We start from the raw sequence: 14,714 nt of genomic DNA, 5'->3' as shown, positions 1-14,714 counted from the left end.
CGCAATTCGGCTGGGGAAAGTCGCGCGTAAAAACCCGACGCGGCCCTGTTCACGCAAAGCAGCGGCAGCTATCCTCGTTTCGCTGCCAGGTGCCCGCCGCAAGGCGGGAGAATCGGGAACACGGTTGAAATCCGTGGCGTGCCCAGCGCTGTAAGGGGGACCATTCCGGTCAATGCCACTGCCCTTCAGGCGGGAAGGCGCCGGAGCGGGATGAACCCAAGCCAGAAGACCGGCCCGGCAGACATGGTCCCCCGCATGGACGGGCGGGGCGACTTGCCGCCGATCGCGAGGGGACAAGCGATGTTCGCCACTCATACTCCCGTTAATGCCGTCGACGCCGCCGCCAGACCCGCCTTCGACGACGCGGATCGCGAGGCCGTTTACCGGGCCATTTTCACCCGCCGCGATGTTCGCTCCGATTTCACGGATGAGCCTATCGACGATCCGACCCTGGCGCGGATCCTCAACGCGGCGCATCACGCGCCTTCCGTCGGCTTCATGCAGCCATGGAATTTCATCGTCATCCGCGACCGGGCCATCCGCGAGCAGGTCCGCGACCTGTTCCTGAAGGCACGCGGCGAAGAAGCCGCGCACATCGCCGGGGACAGGCAGGCGCTTTACCGGAAGTTGCGGCTTGAGGGGATTTGCGAGAGCGCGCTCAACCTCTGCGTCACCTGCGATCGCGAGCGCGCGCGGGATTCGCCGCTCGGGCGCTGGCACAATCCCGAGATGGACGTGTTCAGCACAGTCTGCGCGGTGCAGAATTTGTGGCTGGCGGCGCGCACTGAGGGCATCGGCGTCGGCTGGGTGAGCATTCTCGACACAACGGCGCTAAAATCGCTGCTGTCGATCCCGGACCATGTCGTTCCGGTGGCTTATCTGTGCGTCGGTCGGGTGCCAGAATTCGCTCCTCGGCCTGAGCTGGAAACCAAGGGCTGGCGAAGCCGCCTGTCGCCATCCCAACTCGTCATGAGCGAACGTTTTGGCGGTGAAGGCGAAGGCCAACTCAAGGCGGCAATCGACAAGCTGACCCGGTAGTCGCGCATCAAAAGTCAGATGATTTCCGTGCTGGTGATGCGCAGCCCGAAACCTTCCAGCCCGACGAAATGCCGCTCGCGGGAGGCGAGAAGGTTGATCGAGGAAATGCCGAGGTCCTTCAGGATCTGGGCGCCGAGGCCGATCTCACGCCATTCGTTTTCACGGCGGCGGGCTTCGTCATGGTCCTCGCGTTCGCCGGCGACCGGCCGGTTGCGGTCCTGGTGGGCGACGCCGACCGAGCCTTCGCGCAGATAGACGATGACGCCACGCTTGCGCTCGCCCATGGAACGCACGATCTCGTCGAGCTTGTGCGTGGTGCCGAAGACGTCGGCGACGACATTCTCCGAATGCAGCCGCACCGGCACGTCCTCGCCGTCGCGGATGTCGCCGAAGACGATGGCGACGTGGTCCATGACGTCCCATGGCAGCGTGTAGGTGAAGACCTTGGCCGGGCCGCCCAGTGTCTCGATATCGAAACAGGCGACGCGCTCGACCAGCGTTTCCTGGCGCTGGCGGTAGGCGATAAGATCGGCCACCGAGACCTGCTTCAACCCGTGCTCCTCGGCGAAAGCGGCGACTTGCGGGCCGCGCTTGACGGTGCCGTCATCATTGACCAGTTCGGATATGACGCCGACCGGCGGCAGGCCGGCCAGCTTGCACAGATCGACCGCCGCTTCCGTATGGCCCGAGCGCATCAGCACGCCGCCTTCGCGCGCGATCAGCGGGAAAATATGGCCAGGGCGCACGAAATCCGCGCCGCCGACATTGCCGTTGGCCAGGTTGCGGACGGTCAGCGTGCGGTCCTCGGCGGAGATGCCGGTCGTGGTGCCATGTTTGAAATCCACGGACACGGTGAAAGCCGTGGTGTGGGCGGAATCATTGTCCGCCACCATCGGCGCGAGGTTCAGCCGCCTTGCGTCTTCCTTCAACATCGGCGTGCAGACGATGCCGGATGTATGGCGCACGATGAAGGCCATCTTTTCCGGCGTGCAGTGAACGGCGGCGACGATCAGATCGCCCTCGTTCTCGCGCCCGTCGTCGTCCATCACCACGACGATCTCGCCGCGCTCGAACGCGCGCACGGCTTCGACGATCTTCTTCTGGTCGTAAGGCATCAGAGCGGCAGTCGGCAGTCGGCAGTCGGCAGTCGGAACATGATTGATCTTTTGCTCACTCTTGGTCCTCCAGCCTGACTTTCCGTTGAGCCGGGAAATCGACTGCCGATTGCCGATTGCCGACTGCCTCGTTCCCCACCTGTCCCCGATGCCGCAGATAATGATCAGCGATGGCGCAGGCGACCATCGCCTCGCCGATCGGCACGGCGCGGATGCCGACGCAGGGGTCGTGGCGGCCCTTGGTCATGACATCCACGTCCTTGCCGTCCTTGTCGATCGACTTGCGCGGCGTCAGGATCGACGAGGTCGGCTTGACGGCGAAGCGCGCGATCACCGGCTGGCCGGTGGAAATGCCGCCGAGGATGCCGCCGGCATGATTGGACAGGAAGACCGGCTTGCCGTCGTTGCCCATGCGCATCTCGTCGGCGTTCTGCTCGCCGGTGATGCGGGCGGCCTCGAACCCGTTGCCGATCTCGACGCCCTTGACCGCGTTGATCGACATCAGGCCGGAGGCGATGTCCTGGTCGAGCTTGGCATAGATCGGCGCGCCCAGCCCCGCCGGCACGCCTTCCGCGACAATCTCGATCACCGCTCCGACCGACGAGCCGGCCTTGCGAATGCCGTCGAGATAGTCGGCGAAGACCCGGACAGACTTCGCATCCGGCGTGAAGAACGGGTTTTCCGCGTCCTCGACGAAATTCCAGTTCCAGTTGGCGCGATCGATCGATTTCTCGCCCATCGAGATCAGCGCCCCGCGCACGACAAGTCCCGGCACGACCTTGCGCGCCAATGCACCCGCCGCCACCCGCGCCGCCGTCTCGCGCGCCGAGGAACGGCCGCCGCCGCGATGGTCGCGGATGCCGTATTTCGTCTCATAGGTGTAGTCGGCATGACCCGGACGGAACTGGCGGGCGATTTCGCCATAGTCCTTCGAGCGCTGGTCGATATTCTCGATCAGCATGGAGACCGGCGTGCCGGTGGTGATCATGGTCTCGCCGTCATCGTCCGTGACGAAGCCGGACAGGACCTTCACCTCATCCGGCTCGCGCCGCTGGGTGACGAAGCGCGATTGGCCGGGCCGGCGCCGGTCCAGCTCGGCCTGGATATCGGCGCGCGTGAAGCGGATGCCGGGCGGGCAGCCATCGACGACGCAGCCAAGGGCCGGGCCGTGGCTCTCGCCCCAGGTGGTCACGCGAAACAGGTGGCCGAAGGTGTTGTGAGACATTGGTTCAAGCGCCCCGCCGGCAGCCGGCCGGTTTACCAACGCCTTCTATTTGCGTTTCCCGCGAGGGTCAATTTGTCATACACATGATAGCCGGTTGTGATCTGCCGGATTAAGTTTTGACACATTCTGTTGGTTTCTGATCTGCTCCGTTCATCGCCAAATTGTCCTTTCGCTCCACGCGAAGGAAATAAAAACAAGAGGGCTTTCATGCGTATGCTGATTGGCGCGGTTGCCGCCACGTTTTTGCTTTCGACCGCCGCCTTCGCCGGCCAGACCGAGGGCCATATCCAGAAGATCGACAAGGAAAACCTGACGCTGACGCTGGACGACGGCAAGACCTACAAGATGAATCCCGAGATGGATGTCGAAGCGCTGAAGGAAGGCATGGACATCGTCATTGCCTTCGACGTGACGGATGGCGAAAACGTCATCACCGACATGACCCTGTCGGAGTAGCGGCGGGACCTGACGTCCCAGCCCAGCCTACAACCACTCAAGCCTGCCGCCGCTCAGCCGCAGGATGCGGTCCTGCGGCACTTCCAGCGCCGCGGCTTCGCTTTTCGGCATCTTGCCGATCAGCCGGAACAGCGCGCGGACAATGCCGCCATGGGTCACGCACACGGTCGGGGCGCTCAGCGCCTCGTACCAGGGCCGTATCCGCTGCAGCAGCATCTCATAGCTTTCCGCGCCCGCGCCCGGCGGCAGGAAATCCCATTTGTAGTGGAATCTGCCATGCGTCGAACCCGGCTGGCGCGCCTCGAGTTCGGCCATGGTGAAGCCTTGCCAATCGCCGAAATTGATCTCCACCAGACGTGGATCGGTGCGATAAGCCTTCGGATCGAGGCCCATGGCGGTACGGGCCAGTTCCATTGTCTGGCGGGTGCGCAGCATCGGGCTGGCGACGAAGTCGAATCCCTGCGGATCGGGGATCAGCGCCGACAGATTGTGTCCGTTGGCGTTCGCCTGCTCGCGCCCCAGCGCATTCAGTTCGGTGTCGGCCTGCCCCTGCAGCCGGAACTCTGCGTTCCAGGCCGTTTGGCCGTGGCGAACGATGTAGACGATGGGAGGCATTGCACTGACAGATTGGAGGGACGGTCCGGCCGAGGACCTAATCCTTGACGACGGAAATGTCGGGCGCGTCCACGGCCTTCATGCCGACGACGTGGTAGCCCGAATCGACGTGGTGCACCTCGCCGGTGACGCCGCGCGACAGGTCGGAGAGGAAATACATGCCGGAATCGCCGACTTCTTCCGGGGTCACGGTGCGCTTCAACGGCGAATTGTATTCGTTCCACTTGAGGATATAGCGGAAGTCGCCGATGCCGGACGCGGCAAGCGTCTTGATCGGGCCGGCCGAGATGGCGTTGACGCGGATGCCCCTGGCGCCGAGATCGACGGCAAGATAGCGCACGCTCGCCTCAAGCGCCGCCTTGGCGACGCCCATGACGTTGTAGTGCGGCATCACTTTTTCGGCGCCGTAATAGGTCAGCGTCAGCAGCGAGCCGCCGTCGGTCATCAGCGCCTCGGCGCGCTTGGCGACCGTGGTGAAGGAGAACACCGAAATGTCCATGGTGCGCAGGAAATTGTCGCGCGTCGTCTCGACATAGCGGCCCGTCAGTTCCTCCTTGTCGGAGAAGGCGATGGCGTGAACGAGGAAATCGAGCTTGCCCCAGCGCCTGGCGACATCGGCGAAAACCGCGTCCAGGCTTTCGGGGTCGGTGACGTCGCAATGGCCGGCGACATGGGCGCCAAGCTCCGCGGCCAGCGGCTCGACGCGCTTCTTGAACGCCTCGCCCTGATAGGTCAGCGCAATCTCGGCACCCTGGTCGGCGCAGGATTTCGCGATGCCATAGGCAATGGAGCGATTGTTGGCGACGCCCAGTATGAGGCCGCGCTTGCCGGCCATAAGCCCTTGTCCACCCGCCATGTGAGCGTCTCCGAACGAATTTTCTGGTTGGACAGCCTATCGCACAGGCTTACCGAGCCTTCAAGCGCGACAGGCGGGAGGCTGCGAACGAAAAGCTCAATCTTTCCAGTTTCGAACCAGATTTTCGAGGTCGGGACTGCCGCCTTCGGGCAGCATCAGGCGGACATGCGCATAGAGATCGCCATGGCCGCCGGCCTTCTGCGGCAGGCCCCTGCCCCGGATGCGCAACACCTTGTCCGAACTCGAATTGGCCGGCACGTTGACGGCGATCCTGCCGGTCGGCGTCTCGACCGCGACCTTGGCGCCCAGCACGGCATCCTTGAGCGGCACGGGCAAATCCGCGTGCAGGTCACGTCCATCGACGCGGTAGCGGAGATGGCTGCGCAGATGGATTTTCACCAGCGCGTCGCCGGGCTGGCCGTAGCCCTGCTCGCCCTGGCCTTTCAGCCGGATCGTCTGGCCGTCCTCGACATAGGCGGGAAGCTTGACGGCGATCTTGCGGCCATCCGGGAACATCGCCGTGACCTTGGGCGCCGTGGCGGCTTCCTCGACGGTGATGGGGAGCGTTACATTGATGTCGTTGCCGGCGGGAGCCTGGCGGCGGCGCTCGCCGGGCCTGGCGCCCCCACCCATGCCGCCGGGCTGCTGCTGCGCGAACGCATCGCCGAAAATGTGGCTGAAAATGTCGGCGCCGCCGAAATCGCCGCCCGGCCCGCTGCGGAATTCGAAGCGCTGCCCGCCGGGGCCGGCCTGCGATTGCCTGAAACCGGCGAACGGGTCGCCGCCGGCGCCTTCGAAGCCCTGGAAGCGCTGCTTCCCGTCGGCGTCGATCTCGCCACGGTCGAACGCCGCCCGGTTCTTGTCGTCGCCGAGGATTTCATAGGCCTGGTTGGCCGCGGCAAAGCGGTCCTTCGCCTTCGGATCGTCCGGATTCTGGTCCGGATGATGCTTCTTGGCGAGCTTGCGGTAGGCCGATTTTATGTCTTTGGCCGAGGCGTTCTTGGCAACGCCCAGCACCTCATAGGGGTCGCGCATGCATCCTGCCTGCAAATGGGAACGGGATCAGTTGCCCCCTATATGCGCCTGCATAGGAAGAAATTCCAGTGTTTGAGGGCGTCATACCCCAGGAAAATCGCCACTACAGGTTCAAAGTGCCTTGAACTCGTCCAGCCGCCAGGCGCCTTCGGAAATCAGGCAGGCGCGGCCATAGAACATCGCCACGCCATCGAAGCTTTCACGCGAAGCGCTGAAGCGGCGGCAGAGGACCCCGGTATCCTTGGTTTCGGCCAGTTCGTTGATCGATCCGCGCGAGCCGGTGCCGGGGTTGGCCCAGGGAATGGCCTTGCCGCCCAGGCTTTCGATGTCAGCCGAGGAAACCGCATTGCGGATGGTCGCCTGATCGGAAGTGAAATTGGCATCCGCCGTTTCCGCGGCGGGCGTGGCGCTGGTCAGGATGGAATGATCCACCTCCGCCTTGTCGAGGCTGAAGCCGCCAACGCCGCAGCCGGTGAGTTGCAGCACCGCGAAGAACAGCACCGTCCCCGACGTGGCCCAGGATGCGCCGTCACGCAATCGGCGAAGAGTTTGCGCGATGCGCGGCAACCGGCAATCTCCACTGACAGCTAAAACTTTCGAAAACTATGAGCAAACCGGGGTTAACAAGATGTGACCTGAAACCGGTTGATGACGCAGTTTCACAAGATGTGATCGGTTCCCAGCCGGGCGGTTGAGCAAACGCGGTCCACCGCCGGTCGCGGCGGGCGGCGGAAACAGCGGTCGAACGGCAGGGATCAGGCCTTCTTGCGGCTCATGAAAGCCATCAACGCGGCGCGCGCCTCGTCTGAAGTGAGGCGTTCCCTGAAATGATCGGCCTCTTGCCTGATGCGGGCGACGAGCGCATCGGTCGGTCCACGCATCAGGTCGCGCGCGATCTTCATCGCCTGCGGCGGTTTGGCGGCGATGGTTTCGGCGGCCGCCAGCGTGGCGTTTTCAAGTTCCGCCTCCTCCACAACCTCATGGATCAGCCCCGCCGCCTTGGCCCTCTCGGCGGAAAACCCTTCGCCCAGCGCCAGCAGCGCGAAAGCCGCCTGCCGTCCCAATATCTGCGGCGCGATCAGGCTGGAGCCGGCTTCGGGAACGAGCCCGAGATCGACGAACGGCGTGCGAAACACGGTGCGCGGCGTGGCGAAGGTCAAATCGCAATGCAGGTTCAGCGTCGTGCCGATCCCGACCGCAATGCCGTCGACACCCGAAACCATCGGTTTTTGCGCGGTGGCAAGGCAGATCAGGAAATCCCACACCTCGCCGCCACCCTGCCCGCCGGTTGCCATGGTGATGAAATCGGCGATGTCGTTGCCGGCCGAAAAGGCGCCGGGCACGCCGAGGAAGACATGAGCACGCACGGAGCTGTCCGCATCGCCCTGCTTCAGTGCGGCGGACATTGCGGCATACATGGCGCTGGTGAGCGCGTTCTTCTTGTCGGGCCGGTTCATGCGGATGATCTGAACCGCGCCCCGGCGCTCGACGACTACATGATCGGTCACGATGGGTTTCCTTGTTGTGTTGCTAGGCCCAGACGAGCGCCCTGGCAGCGGCGGCGAGGCTTTCGCCTCCATCCACCACGCGTTCCCGGAGCGCGGCCGTTTCGCCGAGCAGGTTCTCAGCGAAAAACCGGCAGGGCGAAATGCGCTCTTCGGCTCCCTCGGCCAGCGCGCCGCGCGCCAGATACGCGCCGCCCGCCGCCAGCGAGAAAAGCCGCAGATAAGGCGTCGCGCCGGCCAGCGCTTCCTCGACACGGCCATCCACCAGCATGGCCTGCAAAACATGGGTGGCTTCGGTGAGATCGGCGAGAGCGCGGTCGAGGCGGTCGGCGGTCGCGCCAAAGCCGGCAAGATTTGATTCCCGCACGCCGGCAACAATCTCCAGCAACTCATCGATATAGGCGTGAACATGCTCGCCGCCGGCGAGCGAAAGCTTGCGGGTGACGAGGTCGATGGCCTGGATGCCGTTGGTGCCTTCATAAATCGGCGCGATGCGCGCATCGCGGTAGAGCGCCGCCGCTCCCGTCTCCTCGATGAACCCCATGCCGCCATGGATCTGCACGCCGAGCGACGAGACCTCGACGCCGACATCGGTGGGAAAAGCCTTGGCCAGCGGCGTCAGCAGATTGGCGCGCTCCTGCCAGTGCCGCGCTTCGTCGCCCTTGCGGGTCCGCGCCATGTCCATCGCATGGGCGCAGGAATAGGCGATGGCGCGGGCCGCCTGCGTCAGCGTCTTCATGGTCAGGAGATTGCGCTGCACATCCGGGTGATGGACGATGGGCGCCATGCCTTGGCCGGAATAGCCGGCGTTCTTGCCCTGGCGGCGCTCGTTCGCATAGGCCAGCGCCTTCTGGTAGGCGGTCTCGGCGATGGCGACGCCCTGGATGCCGACGGCCAGCCGGGCATTGTTCATCATGGTGAACATGCAGGCCAGGCCCTTGTTCTCCTCGCCGATCAGCCAGCCGATGGCGCCCGGCGTCTGGCCCTGAAAGCCGTCGCCGTAGATCATGGTGCAGGTGGGCGAACCGTGGATGCCCAGCTTGTGCTCCAGCCCGGAACAGAACACGTCGTTGCGTTCTCCGAGGCTGCCATCGTCGCCGACGAGGAATTTCGGCACCAGGAACAGCGAGATGCCGCGCGTGCCGGCCGGCGCATCGGGCAGGCGCGCCAGCACCAGATGGACGATGTTGTCGGTGAAATCGTGCTCGCCATAGGTGATGAAGATCTTCTGGCCGAAGATGCGGTAGGTGCCGTCGCCCGCCGGTTCGGCGCGGGTGCGCAGGGCAGCCAGATCGGAGCCCGCCTGCGGCTCGGTCAGGTTCATCGTCCCCATCCATTCGCCGGAGACGAGTTTGCCCAGGTATTTTTCCTTGAGCGCATCCGACGCATGCTTGTCCAGCGCCTCGACCGCGCCCATGGTCAGCGTCGGGCCGATGCCGAACGCCATCGCCGCCGAGTTCCACATTTCCAGCACGGAAACCGCGACCATGGTGGGCAGCGCCTGGCCGCCATGCTCTTCCTGCGCGGAAAGCGAATTCCAGCCGCCGTCCATCCAGCGCCGGTAAAGCGCCTTCCAGCCCGGCGGCGTGGTCACCGCGCCATCCTTGAGCTGCGCGCCGATCTCATCGCCAACCTTGTACAGAGGCGCGATCTCGTCGGTGGCGAAGCGTCCGGCCTCCTCCAGCACGGCATCGACGACATCCTCGCCGAGTTCGCCGAAAGCGCCTTTGTCGAGCGCCGGCTTCAGCCCGGCAACATGCTTGAGCGTAAACGCGATTTCGCCGACAGGTGCCCGATACATGCCGTTGTCCTCCCCGGATGGCCGTCGCGACACCATGCAGGGCGCACCGGCTACGTCACTTGCAATCTACTGCGTCTTCTTTTTACGTAAACGTCAAAGCTTGTCACGCGGATTTTGCGAGATCGTGCCTTTTGCGGATTGCGCGGCGGCACCGAGCCGCATGAGCAGCAACTGGCCGCCCATTTGCAAAACTCGACGCACACTCGTTGAATTTCATGATTGCCCTCACTCAATTGGGTGGGGGTACAGATGGTACAATGAATCCAGCGAGACGCGACGCGCTCAACCGCTCTTCGCTGTGCCGGCTTCCCGTTCCACCGCCCGCCAGCCGATATCGCGGCGGCAGAATCCGTCCGGCCAGACGATGCGGTCGACGGCGGCATAGGCTTTCGCCTGCGCCTCCCTGACCGTGACGCCGGTCGCCGTCACATTCAGCACCCTTCCGCCATTGGCAACGAGCGCACCACCATTGACGGCGGTGCCGGCCTGGAAGATTTGCGCTCCGTCGGCGGCGGCTTCGTCCAGACCACGGATGACGGAGCCTTTTTCCGGCGTGCCCGGATAGCCGCGCGCGGCCATCACCACCGTCAGCGCCGCCTCGTCAGACCAGCGGGTGGAGACATGCGCAAGCTGGCCGTCGGCAGCCGCGTTGAGCAGCACAAGCAGATCGTCCTTCAGCCGCATCATCAGCACCTGGCACTCGGGATCCCCGAAGCGGACATTGTATTCGATAAGTTTGGTGCCGGCATCGCCGATCATCAGCCCGACGAACAACACGCCGGAAAAGGGCATACCCCGCTCCGCCATGCCACGCATGGTCGGCTCGACGATCTCGCGCATGGTGCGGTCGATCATCTCCGGCGTCATCACCGGGGCCGGAGAATAGGCGCCCATGCCGCCGGTGTTAGGCCCAGTGTCGCCATCGCCGACGCGCTTGTGGTCCTGGGCGGTGCCGAAAGGCAGCGCGGTAACGCCGTCGCACAGGCAGAAGAAGCTGGCCTCCTCGCCGGTCAGGAACTCCTCGATCACCACCTCGGCGCCGGCCGCGCCGAACGAGCCGTCGAAGCAGGCCTCGAGCGCTTTGGTCGCCTCGGCCACCGTCATCGCCACGGTGACGCCCTTGCCGGCGGCGAGACCGTCCGCCTTGACGACGATTGGCGCGCCTGTCCTGGCCAGATAGGCCCTGGCCTCCTCCAGATTGCCGAAGCGTCCATAGGCTCCGGTCGGTATGCCGTATTGCGCGCAGAAATCCTTGGTGAAACCCTTGGACCCTTCAAGCTGGGCGGCGGCTTTCGACGGCCCGAAAACGCGGATGCCGGCGGCGCGCAGCGCATCGGCAAGGCCGGCGACCAGCGGACCCTCGGGGCCGACGACGACCAGATCGATCTTCCGTTCCGTGCAGAAAGCCATCACCGCTTCGTGGTCGTCGATATTGAGCGGGACCAGATGGGCGCATTTGGCGATGCCGGGATTGCCAGGCGCGGCATATAGCGTCGTCAGCATCGGCGAGGCCGACAGCTTCCAGGCCAAAGCGTGTTCGCGGCCGCCGGAACCGAGCAGAAGAACCTTCATTTGCGAATCCTCACCAATCCGTGTCTCGCGGCCTCTCCGCTATTGGCGATGGGACGGGAGGTCAAGGCAGGATGACGTACGGCAGCCCACATCGGCCCGGCTGGTCGCCGCGCCAACGTGTCGGCTTGACGCCACGCGGAGCGCCTGCCACTTCCGTTCCATGGAAACAATCCAGTCGAAGGCTTCGCAGGGCCGGGTGTCGGATGCGCCCAGCGGACATTGGGTCTACCGGGTGCTGCCGCGCTGGCTGTGGCCCTATGCGCAGCTCGCCCGCTGGGACCGACCGATCGGCTGGCAGCTTCTTCTGTGGCCCTGCTGGTGGTCGGCGGCGATGGCCGCCAGCGCCTATGCCCGCCCGGACGATCCGCTGCTTTCGCTGCTGCCGCAGCTATCGACGCTGGTGCTTTTCCTGCTCGGCGCGGTCGCCATGCGGGGCGCCGGCTGCACCTATAACGACCTGGTCGACGAGGAGATCGACGCCAAGGTCGAGCGCACCCGTTCGCGTCCCCTGCCTTCCGGGCAGGTCAGCCGGCGGCAGGCCTGGGTGTTTCTGCTGATCCAGGCATTTATCGGGCTTGCGGTCCTGCTGCAGTTCAACAGCTTCGCCATCGGCCTCGGTATCTGCTCGCTCGGGGTGGTCGCCATCTATCCATTCATGAAGCGAATCACCAACTGGCCGCAACTCGTTCTGGGGTTTGCGTTTTCCTGGGGCGCGCTGATGGGATGGGCGGGCGAGTTCGCCGACCTCGATGGCCCGGCAACGCTGCTCTATATTGGCTCGATCCTGTGGGTGATCGGCTACGACACGATCTATGCCCATCAGGACAAGGAAGACGACGCCATCGTCGGCGTCCGCTCGACGGCGCGGCTTTTCGGCGAAAATACCAGGCCTTGGCTGGCGGGGCTTTATGCGGGTGCGCTGATGTGCTTCGCGGTCGCCTTCGCCGCCGCGCAGGTCCCGGTCGTGGCGCTGGCCGGCCTGATCGCGGCCGGCGCGCATATGGCGCGGCAGATCATGATGCTCGATATCGACGATCCGGACCAGTGCCTGAGGCTGTTCAAGTCGAACAATCAGGTCGGCTGGCTGATCTTTGCCGGATTGATCGGCGGCGCGGTATGGGTCGCGGTGAAGCCACTGTTGTGAGCGGCACCCTTTTACCCTCCCCCTGTGGGGAGGGTCGGCGAGCAATCGAAGCAAAGCGAAGATTGAGAGACGGGGTAGGGGTGCTCAACAGAGTGCCGTCGGATCACCCCCACCCCGCGTCAAAAACCTCGCAAGCCCGGCTTTCTCCGCGACCCTCCCCACAAGGGGGAGGGTGCAGGTTATTCCACTTCGCGCGAGATGATCTCCTCGCCGTCGACGACGAGGCGCAGTCCGAGGTCGCCGGTGCGGCGGCGGGCAAGAAAGCGCGGGCGGCGCGTGGTCGAGATGCGGCCCTTGCGGCGCTCCTGCGGCGGCAGCGCCTTGATCGCCGCGCCCAGCGACTCTTCCAGTGTGCGGGCGACGCCGTCGGCCTCGATCAGCAACATGGGCAGGCGATAGGCATCGGCCCAGGCGCGCCAGTCGGCGGCGACGTCGTTGAGATCGTCGGCCACCAGCAGCGGCACCGAAAGCATGGGATCGTTGTGGAGAAGCTCCAGCGTCACCGTGACACTGCCATACGGATCTTCCATCGCCCGGGCCGCCACGCCGCGGAAGGCGCAGGCCGGCAAGGCGATCACCGCCGGCAAGCCGCTCATCTCCAGCAGGCGCTTAACCGTCGCGCCGCGATGGTCGATGGTGAAAGTCACATCGCCGAAGTCGTCGCGGGTCGCATAGCTTACTACTTGCGGCAGGCGGAATGGGTCGAGGCGCATGTTGCGTCCCGCCCAGACTGGCTTCAGTCCGGTGCTCATAAATTGCCTTCCTGTTTCTCCTGAGAGCCGGTGTTCCGGTCTCTCCGGACCGGTTTTCCCGGCCTCTTGAACAGGAAGGTAGCGCCGGCTCCTTACCGCCGCGCTTAAGAAAGTCAGTTAAATTTTGCTGATTCCGGCAGATGGTTATCGGAATCCCACCGGTGAAGGTTCAGATAACCTTACCCGGATTCATGATGCCGGCGGGGTCGAACGCCGCCTTGACGCGGCGCATCAGATCGAGGCCGACCGGCGGCGCGGTGGCCAGCAGTTCGTCACGCTTCAACTGGCCGATGCCGTGCTCGGCCGAGATCGAGCCGTTCATCGCCCGCACCACGTCATGCACGGCCTTGTTCATCGGTCGGTAGAGATCGAGGAAAGCCGCGTCGTCGCCGTCCGCCGGGCGCGAGACGTTATAGTGGAGATTGCCGTCGCCCATATGACCGAAGCAGACGACGCGCGCGCCCTTGCTGACCGACTGAACCGCCTTTTCCGCTTCCGCGATGAAGGCGGGAATGGAAGCGACCGGCAGCGAGATGTCGTGCTTGATGGACGCGCCCTCCGGCTTCTGCGAATCCGACAGCATTTCGCGAAAGTTCCAGAACGCCGCTGCCTGCGCCAGGCTGGCAGCGATCACGGCATCCCCCACATGCCCGGCTTCCAGGCCGGCGGACAGGATGTCCTCGATCAAAGCACGCGCATCCTCGGCCGAGCGGCCGGAGGAAATCTGCACCAGCGCATACCAGGGCCAATCGCCCGACAGGGGCCGCGCGATGCCCTTGCCGTGCGCCATGGTGAAATCGTAGGGCCGCTTGCCGATCAGCTCGAAAGCGGTCAGCGCCGCGCCGGCGCGGTCGGTCGCGAGACCGAACAGGGCGAGCGCGGCCTCCGGCGATTCCAGCCCGACAAAGGCCACTTCATGGCCCTTCGGCTTGGGGAAAAGCTTCAGCACGGCGGCGGTGATGACGCCGAGCGTGCCTTCCGCGCCGACGAACAGGTTCTTCAAATCGTAGCCGGTATTGTCCTTCTTCAGCTTGCGCAGGTCGTCGAACACCTCGCCGGTCGGCAGCACGACCTCGACGCCGAGGCAGAGTTCGCGCGCATTGCCGTAAGACAACACGGCGGTGCCGCCGGCATTGGACGACAGATTGCCCCCGATCTGGCACGAGCCCTGCGAGGCCAGCGACAGCGGGAAAAGCCGGTCGACAGCATCGACGGCGTCGTGCAGCGATTGCAGGATCACGCCAGCTTCCGCCGTGACGGTGTTCGACAGCACGTCGATTTCGCGGATGCGGTTCAGCCGCGACAGCGACAGCACGATCTCGCGGCCGGAAGCGTCCGGCGTCTGGCCGCCGACAAGGCCGGTATTGCCGCTCTGCGGCACGACGGGCGTGCCGGTTTCCGTCGCCAGCCGCATGATGCGGCTCACTTCCTCGACGCTGCCGGGACGCAGCACCAGCGAGGTCCGGCCGTGCCAGAGGCCGCGCCGCTCGGTGATGTAGGGCTCGATGTCGCCCTGGTCGTGAAGCGCGTATTTGTCGCCGACGATGGCGGCGAACCGCCGGGCCAACTCGGGTGACAGCGGTGAGGTCATTTCATCCAT

At 64.8% G+C, this 14,714-nt stretch carries 14 protein-coding genes and 1 riboswitch; of the genes, 3 read left to right on the top strand and 11 right to left on the bottom strand.

Annotation, left to right across the window (positions count from 1 at the left end; all coding sequences use genetic code 11):
* The first annotated feature begins 70 nt into the window (after positions 1–70).
* Positions 71–253, top strand: a riboswitch (cobalamin riboswitch).
* 47 nt (positions 254–300) lie between these two features.
* Positions 301–1,038, top strand: a complete 738-nt coding sequence (gene bluB / locus ASD44_RS01205; RefSeq protein ID WP_056107691.1) for a 5,6-dimethylbenzimidazole synthase — start codon at positions 301–303, stop codon at positions 1,036–1,038.
* 14 nt (positions 1,039–1,052) lie between these two features.
* Here bluB and ribB read toward each other — a convergent pair whose 3' ends face one another.
* Both ribB and aroC read right to left on the bottom strand, forming a co-directional pair.
* A complete protein-coding gene (gene ribB, locus ASD44_RS01200) occupies positions 1,053–2,153 on the bottom strand; it encodes a 3,4-dihydroxy-2-butanone-4-phosphate synthase (protein ID WP_056107688.1) in 1,101 nt (366 codons plus the stop codon).
* Between the two features lie 55 nt (positions 2,154–2,208).
* Positions 2,209–3,378: a chorismate synthase gene (gene aroC, locus ASD44_RS01195; protein WP_056107685.1), complete on the bottom strand. Its 1,170-nt coding sequence runs from the start codon at positions 3,376–3,378 to the stop codon at positions 2,209–2,211.
* A gap of 207 nt (positions 3,379–3,585) precedes the next feature.
* On the opposite strand from aroC, the gene ASD44_RS01190 reads away from it, so the two are divergent.
* Complete coding sequence (locus tag ASD44_RS01190) at positions 3,586–3,834, top strand: DUF1344 domain-containing protein (RefSeq protein WP_056107682.1); 249 nt, start codon at positions 3,586–3,588, stop codon at positions 3,832–3,834.
* 27 nt (positions 3,835–3,861) lie between these two features.
* Here the strand turns inward: ASD44_RS01190 and ASD44_RS01185 are convergent, their stop codons facing one another.
* The 7 genes from ASD44_RS01185 to purD all read right to left on the bottom strand — a co-directional run bounded on the left by ASD44_RS01185 (position 3,862) and on the right by purD (position 11,218).
* Positions 3,862–4,449: a histidine phosphatase family protein gene (locus ASD44_RS01185; RefSeq protein WP_056107679.1), complete on the bottom strand. Its 588-nt coding sequence runs from the start codon at positions 4,447–4,449 to the stop codon at positions 3,862–3,864.
* A gap of 37 nt (positions 4,450–4,486) precedes the next feature.
* Complete coding sequence (gene fabI, locus ASD44_RS01180) at positions 4,487–5,305, bottom strand: enoyl-ACP reductase FabI (RefSeq protein ID WP_056107676.1); 819 nt, start codon at positions 5,303–5,305, stop codon at positions 4,487–4,489.
* Between the two features lie 96 nt (positions 5,306–5,401).
* Positions 5,402–6,340 carry a J domain-containing protein gene (locus ASD44_RS01175; protein WP_056107673.1) on the bottom strand — a complete coding sequence of 313 codons (939 nt, stop codon included), beginning with the start codon at positions 6,338–6,340 and terminating at the stop codon, positions 5,402–5,404.
* Between the two features lie 111 nt (positions 6,341–6,451).
* Positions 6,452–6,907: an RT0821/Lpp0805 family surface protein gene (locus ASD44_RS01170; protein ID WP_056107671.1), complete on the bottom strand. Its 456-nt coding sequence runs from the start codon at positions 6,905–6,907 to the stop codon at positions 6,452–6,454.
* A 188-nt stretch (positions 6,908–7,095) separates the two neighbouring features.
* Positions 7,096–7,848 (bottom strand): crotonase/enoyl-CoA hydratase family protein, encoded by a 753-nt coding sequence (locus ASD44_RS01165; RefSeq protein ID WP_056107669.1) that lies wholly within the window; start codon positions 7,846–7,848, stop codon positions 7,096–7,098.
* Between the two features lie 22 nt (positions 7,849–7,870).
* Positions 7,871–9,646 carry an acyl-CoA dehydrogenase gene (locus ASD44_RS01160; RefSeq protein ID WP_056107666.1) on the bottom strand — a complete coding sequence of 592 codons (1,776 nt, stop codon included), beginning with the start codon at positions 9,644–9,646 and terminating at the stop codon, positions 7,871–7,873.
* Between the two features lie 282 nt (positions 9,647–9,928).
* Entirely contained in the window at positions 9,929–11,218 is a 1,290-nt protein-coding gene (purD, locus tag ASD44_RS01155) for a phosphoribosylamine--glycine ligase (protein ID WP_056107664.1), read from the bottom strand.
* A 160-nt stretch (positions 11,219–11,378) separates the two neighbouring features.
* Between purD and ubiA the strand changes: the two genes are divergently transcribed.
* Entirely contained in the window at positions 11,379–12,362 is a 984-nt protein-coding gene (ubiA, locus tag ASD44_RS01150) for a 4-hydroxybenzoate octaprenyltransferase (protein WP_056107662.1), read from the top strand.
* A 179-nt stretch (positions 12,363–12,541) separates the two neighbouring features.
* Here ubiA and ASD44_RS01145 read toward each other — a convergent pair whose 3' ends face one another.
* Positions 12,542–13,114, bottom strand: a complete 573-nt coding sequence (locus ASD44_RS01145; protein ID WP_056107659.1) for a DUF6101 family protein — start codon at positions 13,112–13,114, stop codon at positions 12,542–12,544.
* Between the two features lie 169 nt (positions 13,115–13,283).
* Entirely contained in the window at positions 13,284–14,714 is a 1,431-nt protein-coding gene (locus ASD44_RS01140) for an FAD-binding oxidoreductase (RefSeq protein WP_056107655.1), read from the bottom strand.

The sequence above is a fragment of the Mesorhizobium sp. Root554 genome, assembly GCF_001427025.1.
Taxonomy (GTDB): Bacteria; Pseudomonadota; Alphaproteobacteria; order Rhizobiales; family Rhizobiaceae; genus Mesorhizobium.
The sequence above is the reverse complement of the archived record's forward strand: the minus strand, read 5'-3'. Positions and strand labels throughout refer to the sequence as shown.

Bases quoted from the DNA above. Each gene is read 5' to 3' on its own strand.
- bluB (WP_056107691.1), top strand. From the start codon at position 301: ATGTTCGCCACTCATACTCCCGTTAATGCCGTCGACGCCGCCGCCAGA.
- ribB (WP_056107688.1), bottom strand. From the start codon at position 2,153: ATGCCTTACGACCAGAAGAAGATCGTCGAAGCCGTGCGCGCGTTCGAG.
- aroC (WP_056107685.1), bottom strand. From the start codon at position 3,378: ATGTCTCACAACACCTTCGGCCACCTGTTTCGCGTGACCACCTGGGGC.
- ASD44_RS01190 (WP_056107682.1), top strand. From the start codon at position 3,586: ATGCGTATGCTGATTGGCGCGGTTGCCGCCACGTTTTTGCTTTCGACC.
- ASD44_RS01185 (WP_056107679.1), bottom strand. From the start codon at position 4,449: ATGCCTCCCATCGTCTACATCGTTCGCCACGGCCAAACGGCCTGGAAC.
- fabI (WP_056107676.1), bottom strand. From the start codon at position 5,305: ATGGCGGGTGGACAAGGGCTTATGGCCGGCAAGCGCGGCCTCATACTG.
- ASD44_RS01175 (WP_056107673.1), bottom strand. From the start codon at position 6,340: ATGCGCGACCCCTATGAGGTGCTGGGCGTTGCCAAGAACGCCTCGGCC.
- ASD44_RS01160 (WP_056107666.1), bottom strand. From the start codon at position 9,646: ATGTATCGGGCACCTGTCGGCGAAATCGCGTTTACGCTCAAGCATGTT.
- purD (WP_056107664.1), bottom strand. From the start codon at position 11,218: ATGAAGGTTCTTCTGCTCGGTTCCGGCGGCCGCGAACACGCTTTGGCC.
- ubiA (WP_056107662.1), top strand. From the start codon at position 11,379: ATGGAAACAATCCAGTCGAAGGCTTCGCAGGGCCGGGTGTCGGATGCG.
- ASD44_RS01145 (WP_056107659.1), bottom strand. From the start codon at position 13,114: ATGAGCACCGGACTGAAGCCAGTCTGGGCGGGACGCAACATGCGCCTC.
- ASD44_RS01140 (WP_056107655.1), bottom strand. From the start codon at position 14,714: ATGGATGAAATGACCTCACCGCTGTCACCCGAGTTGGCCCGGCGGTTC.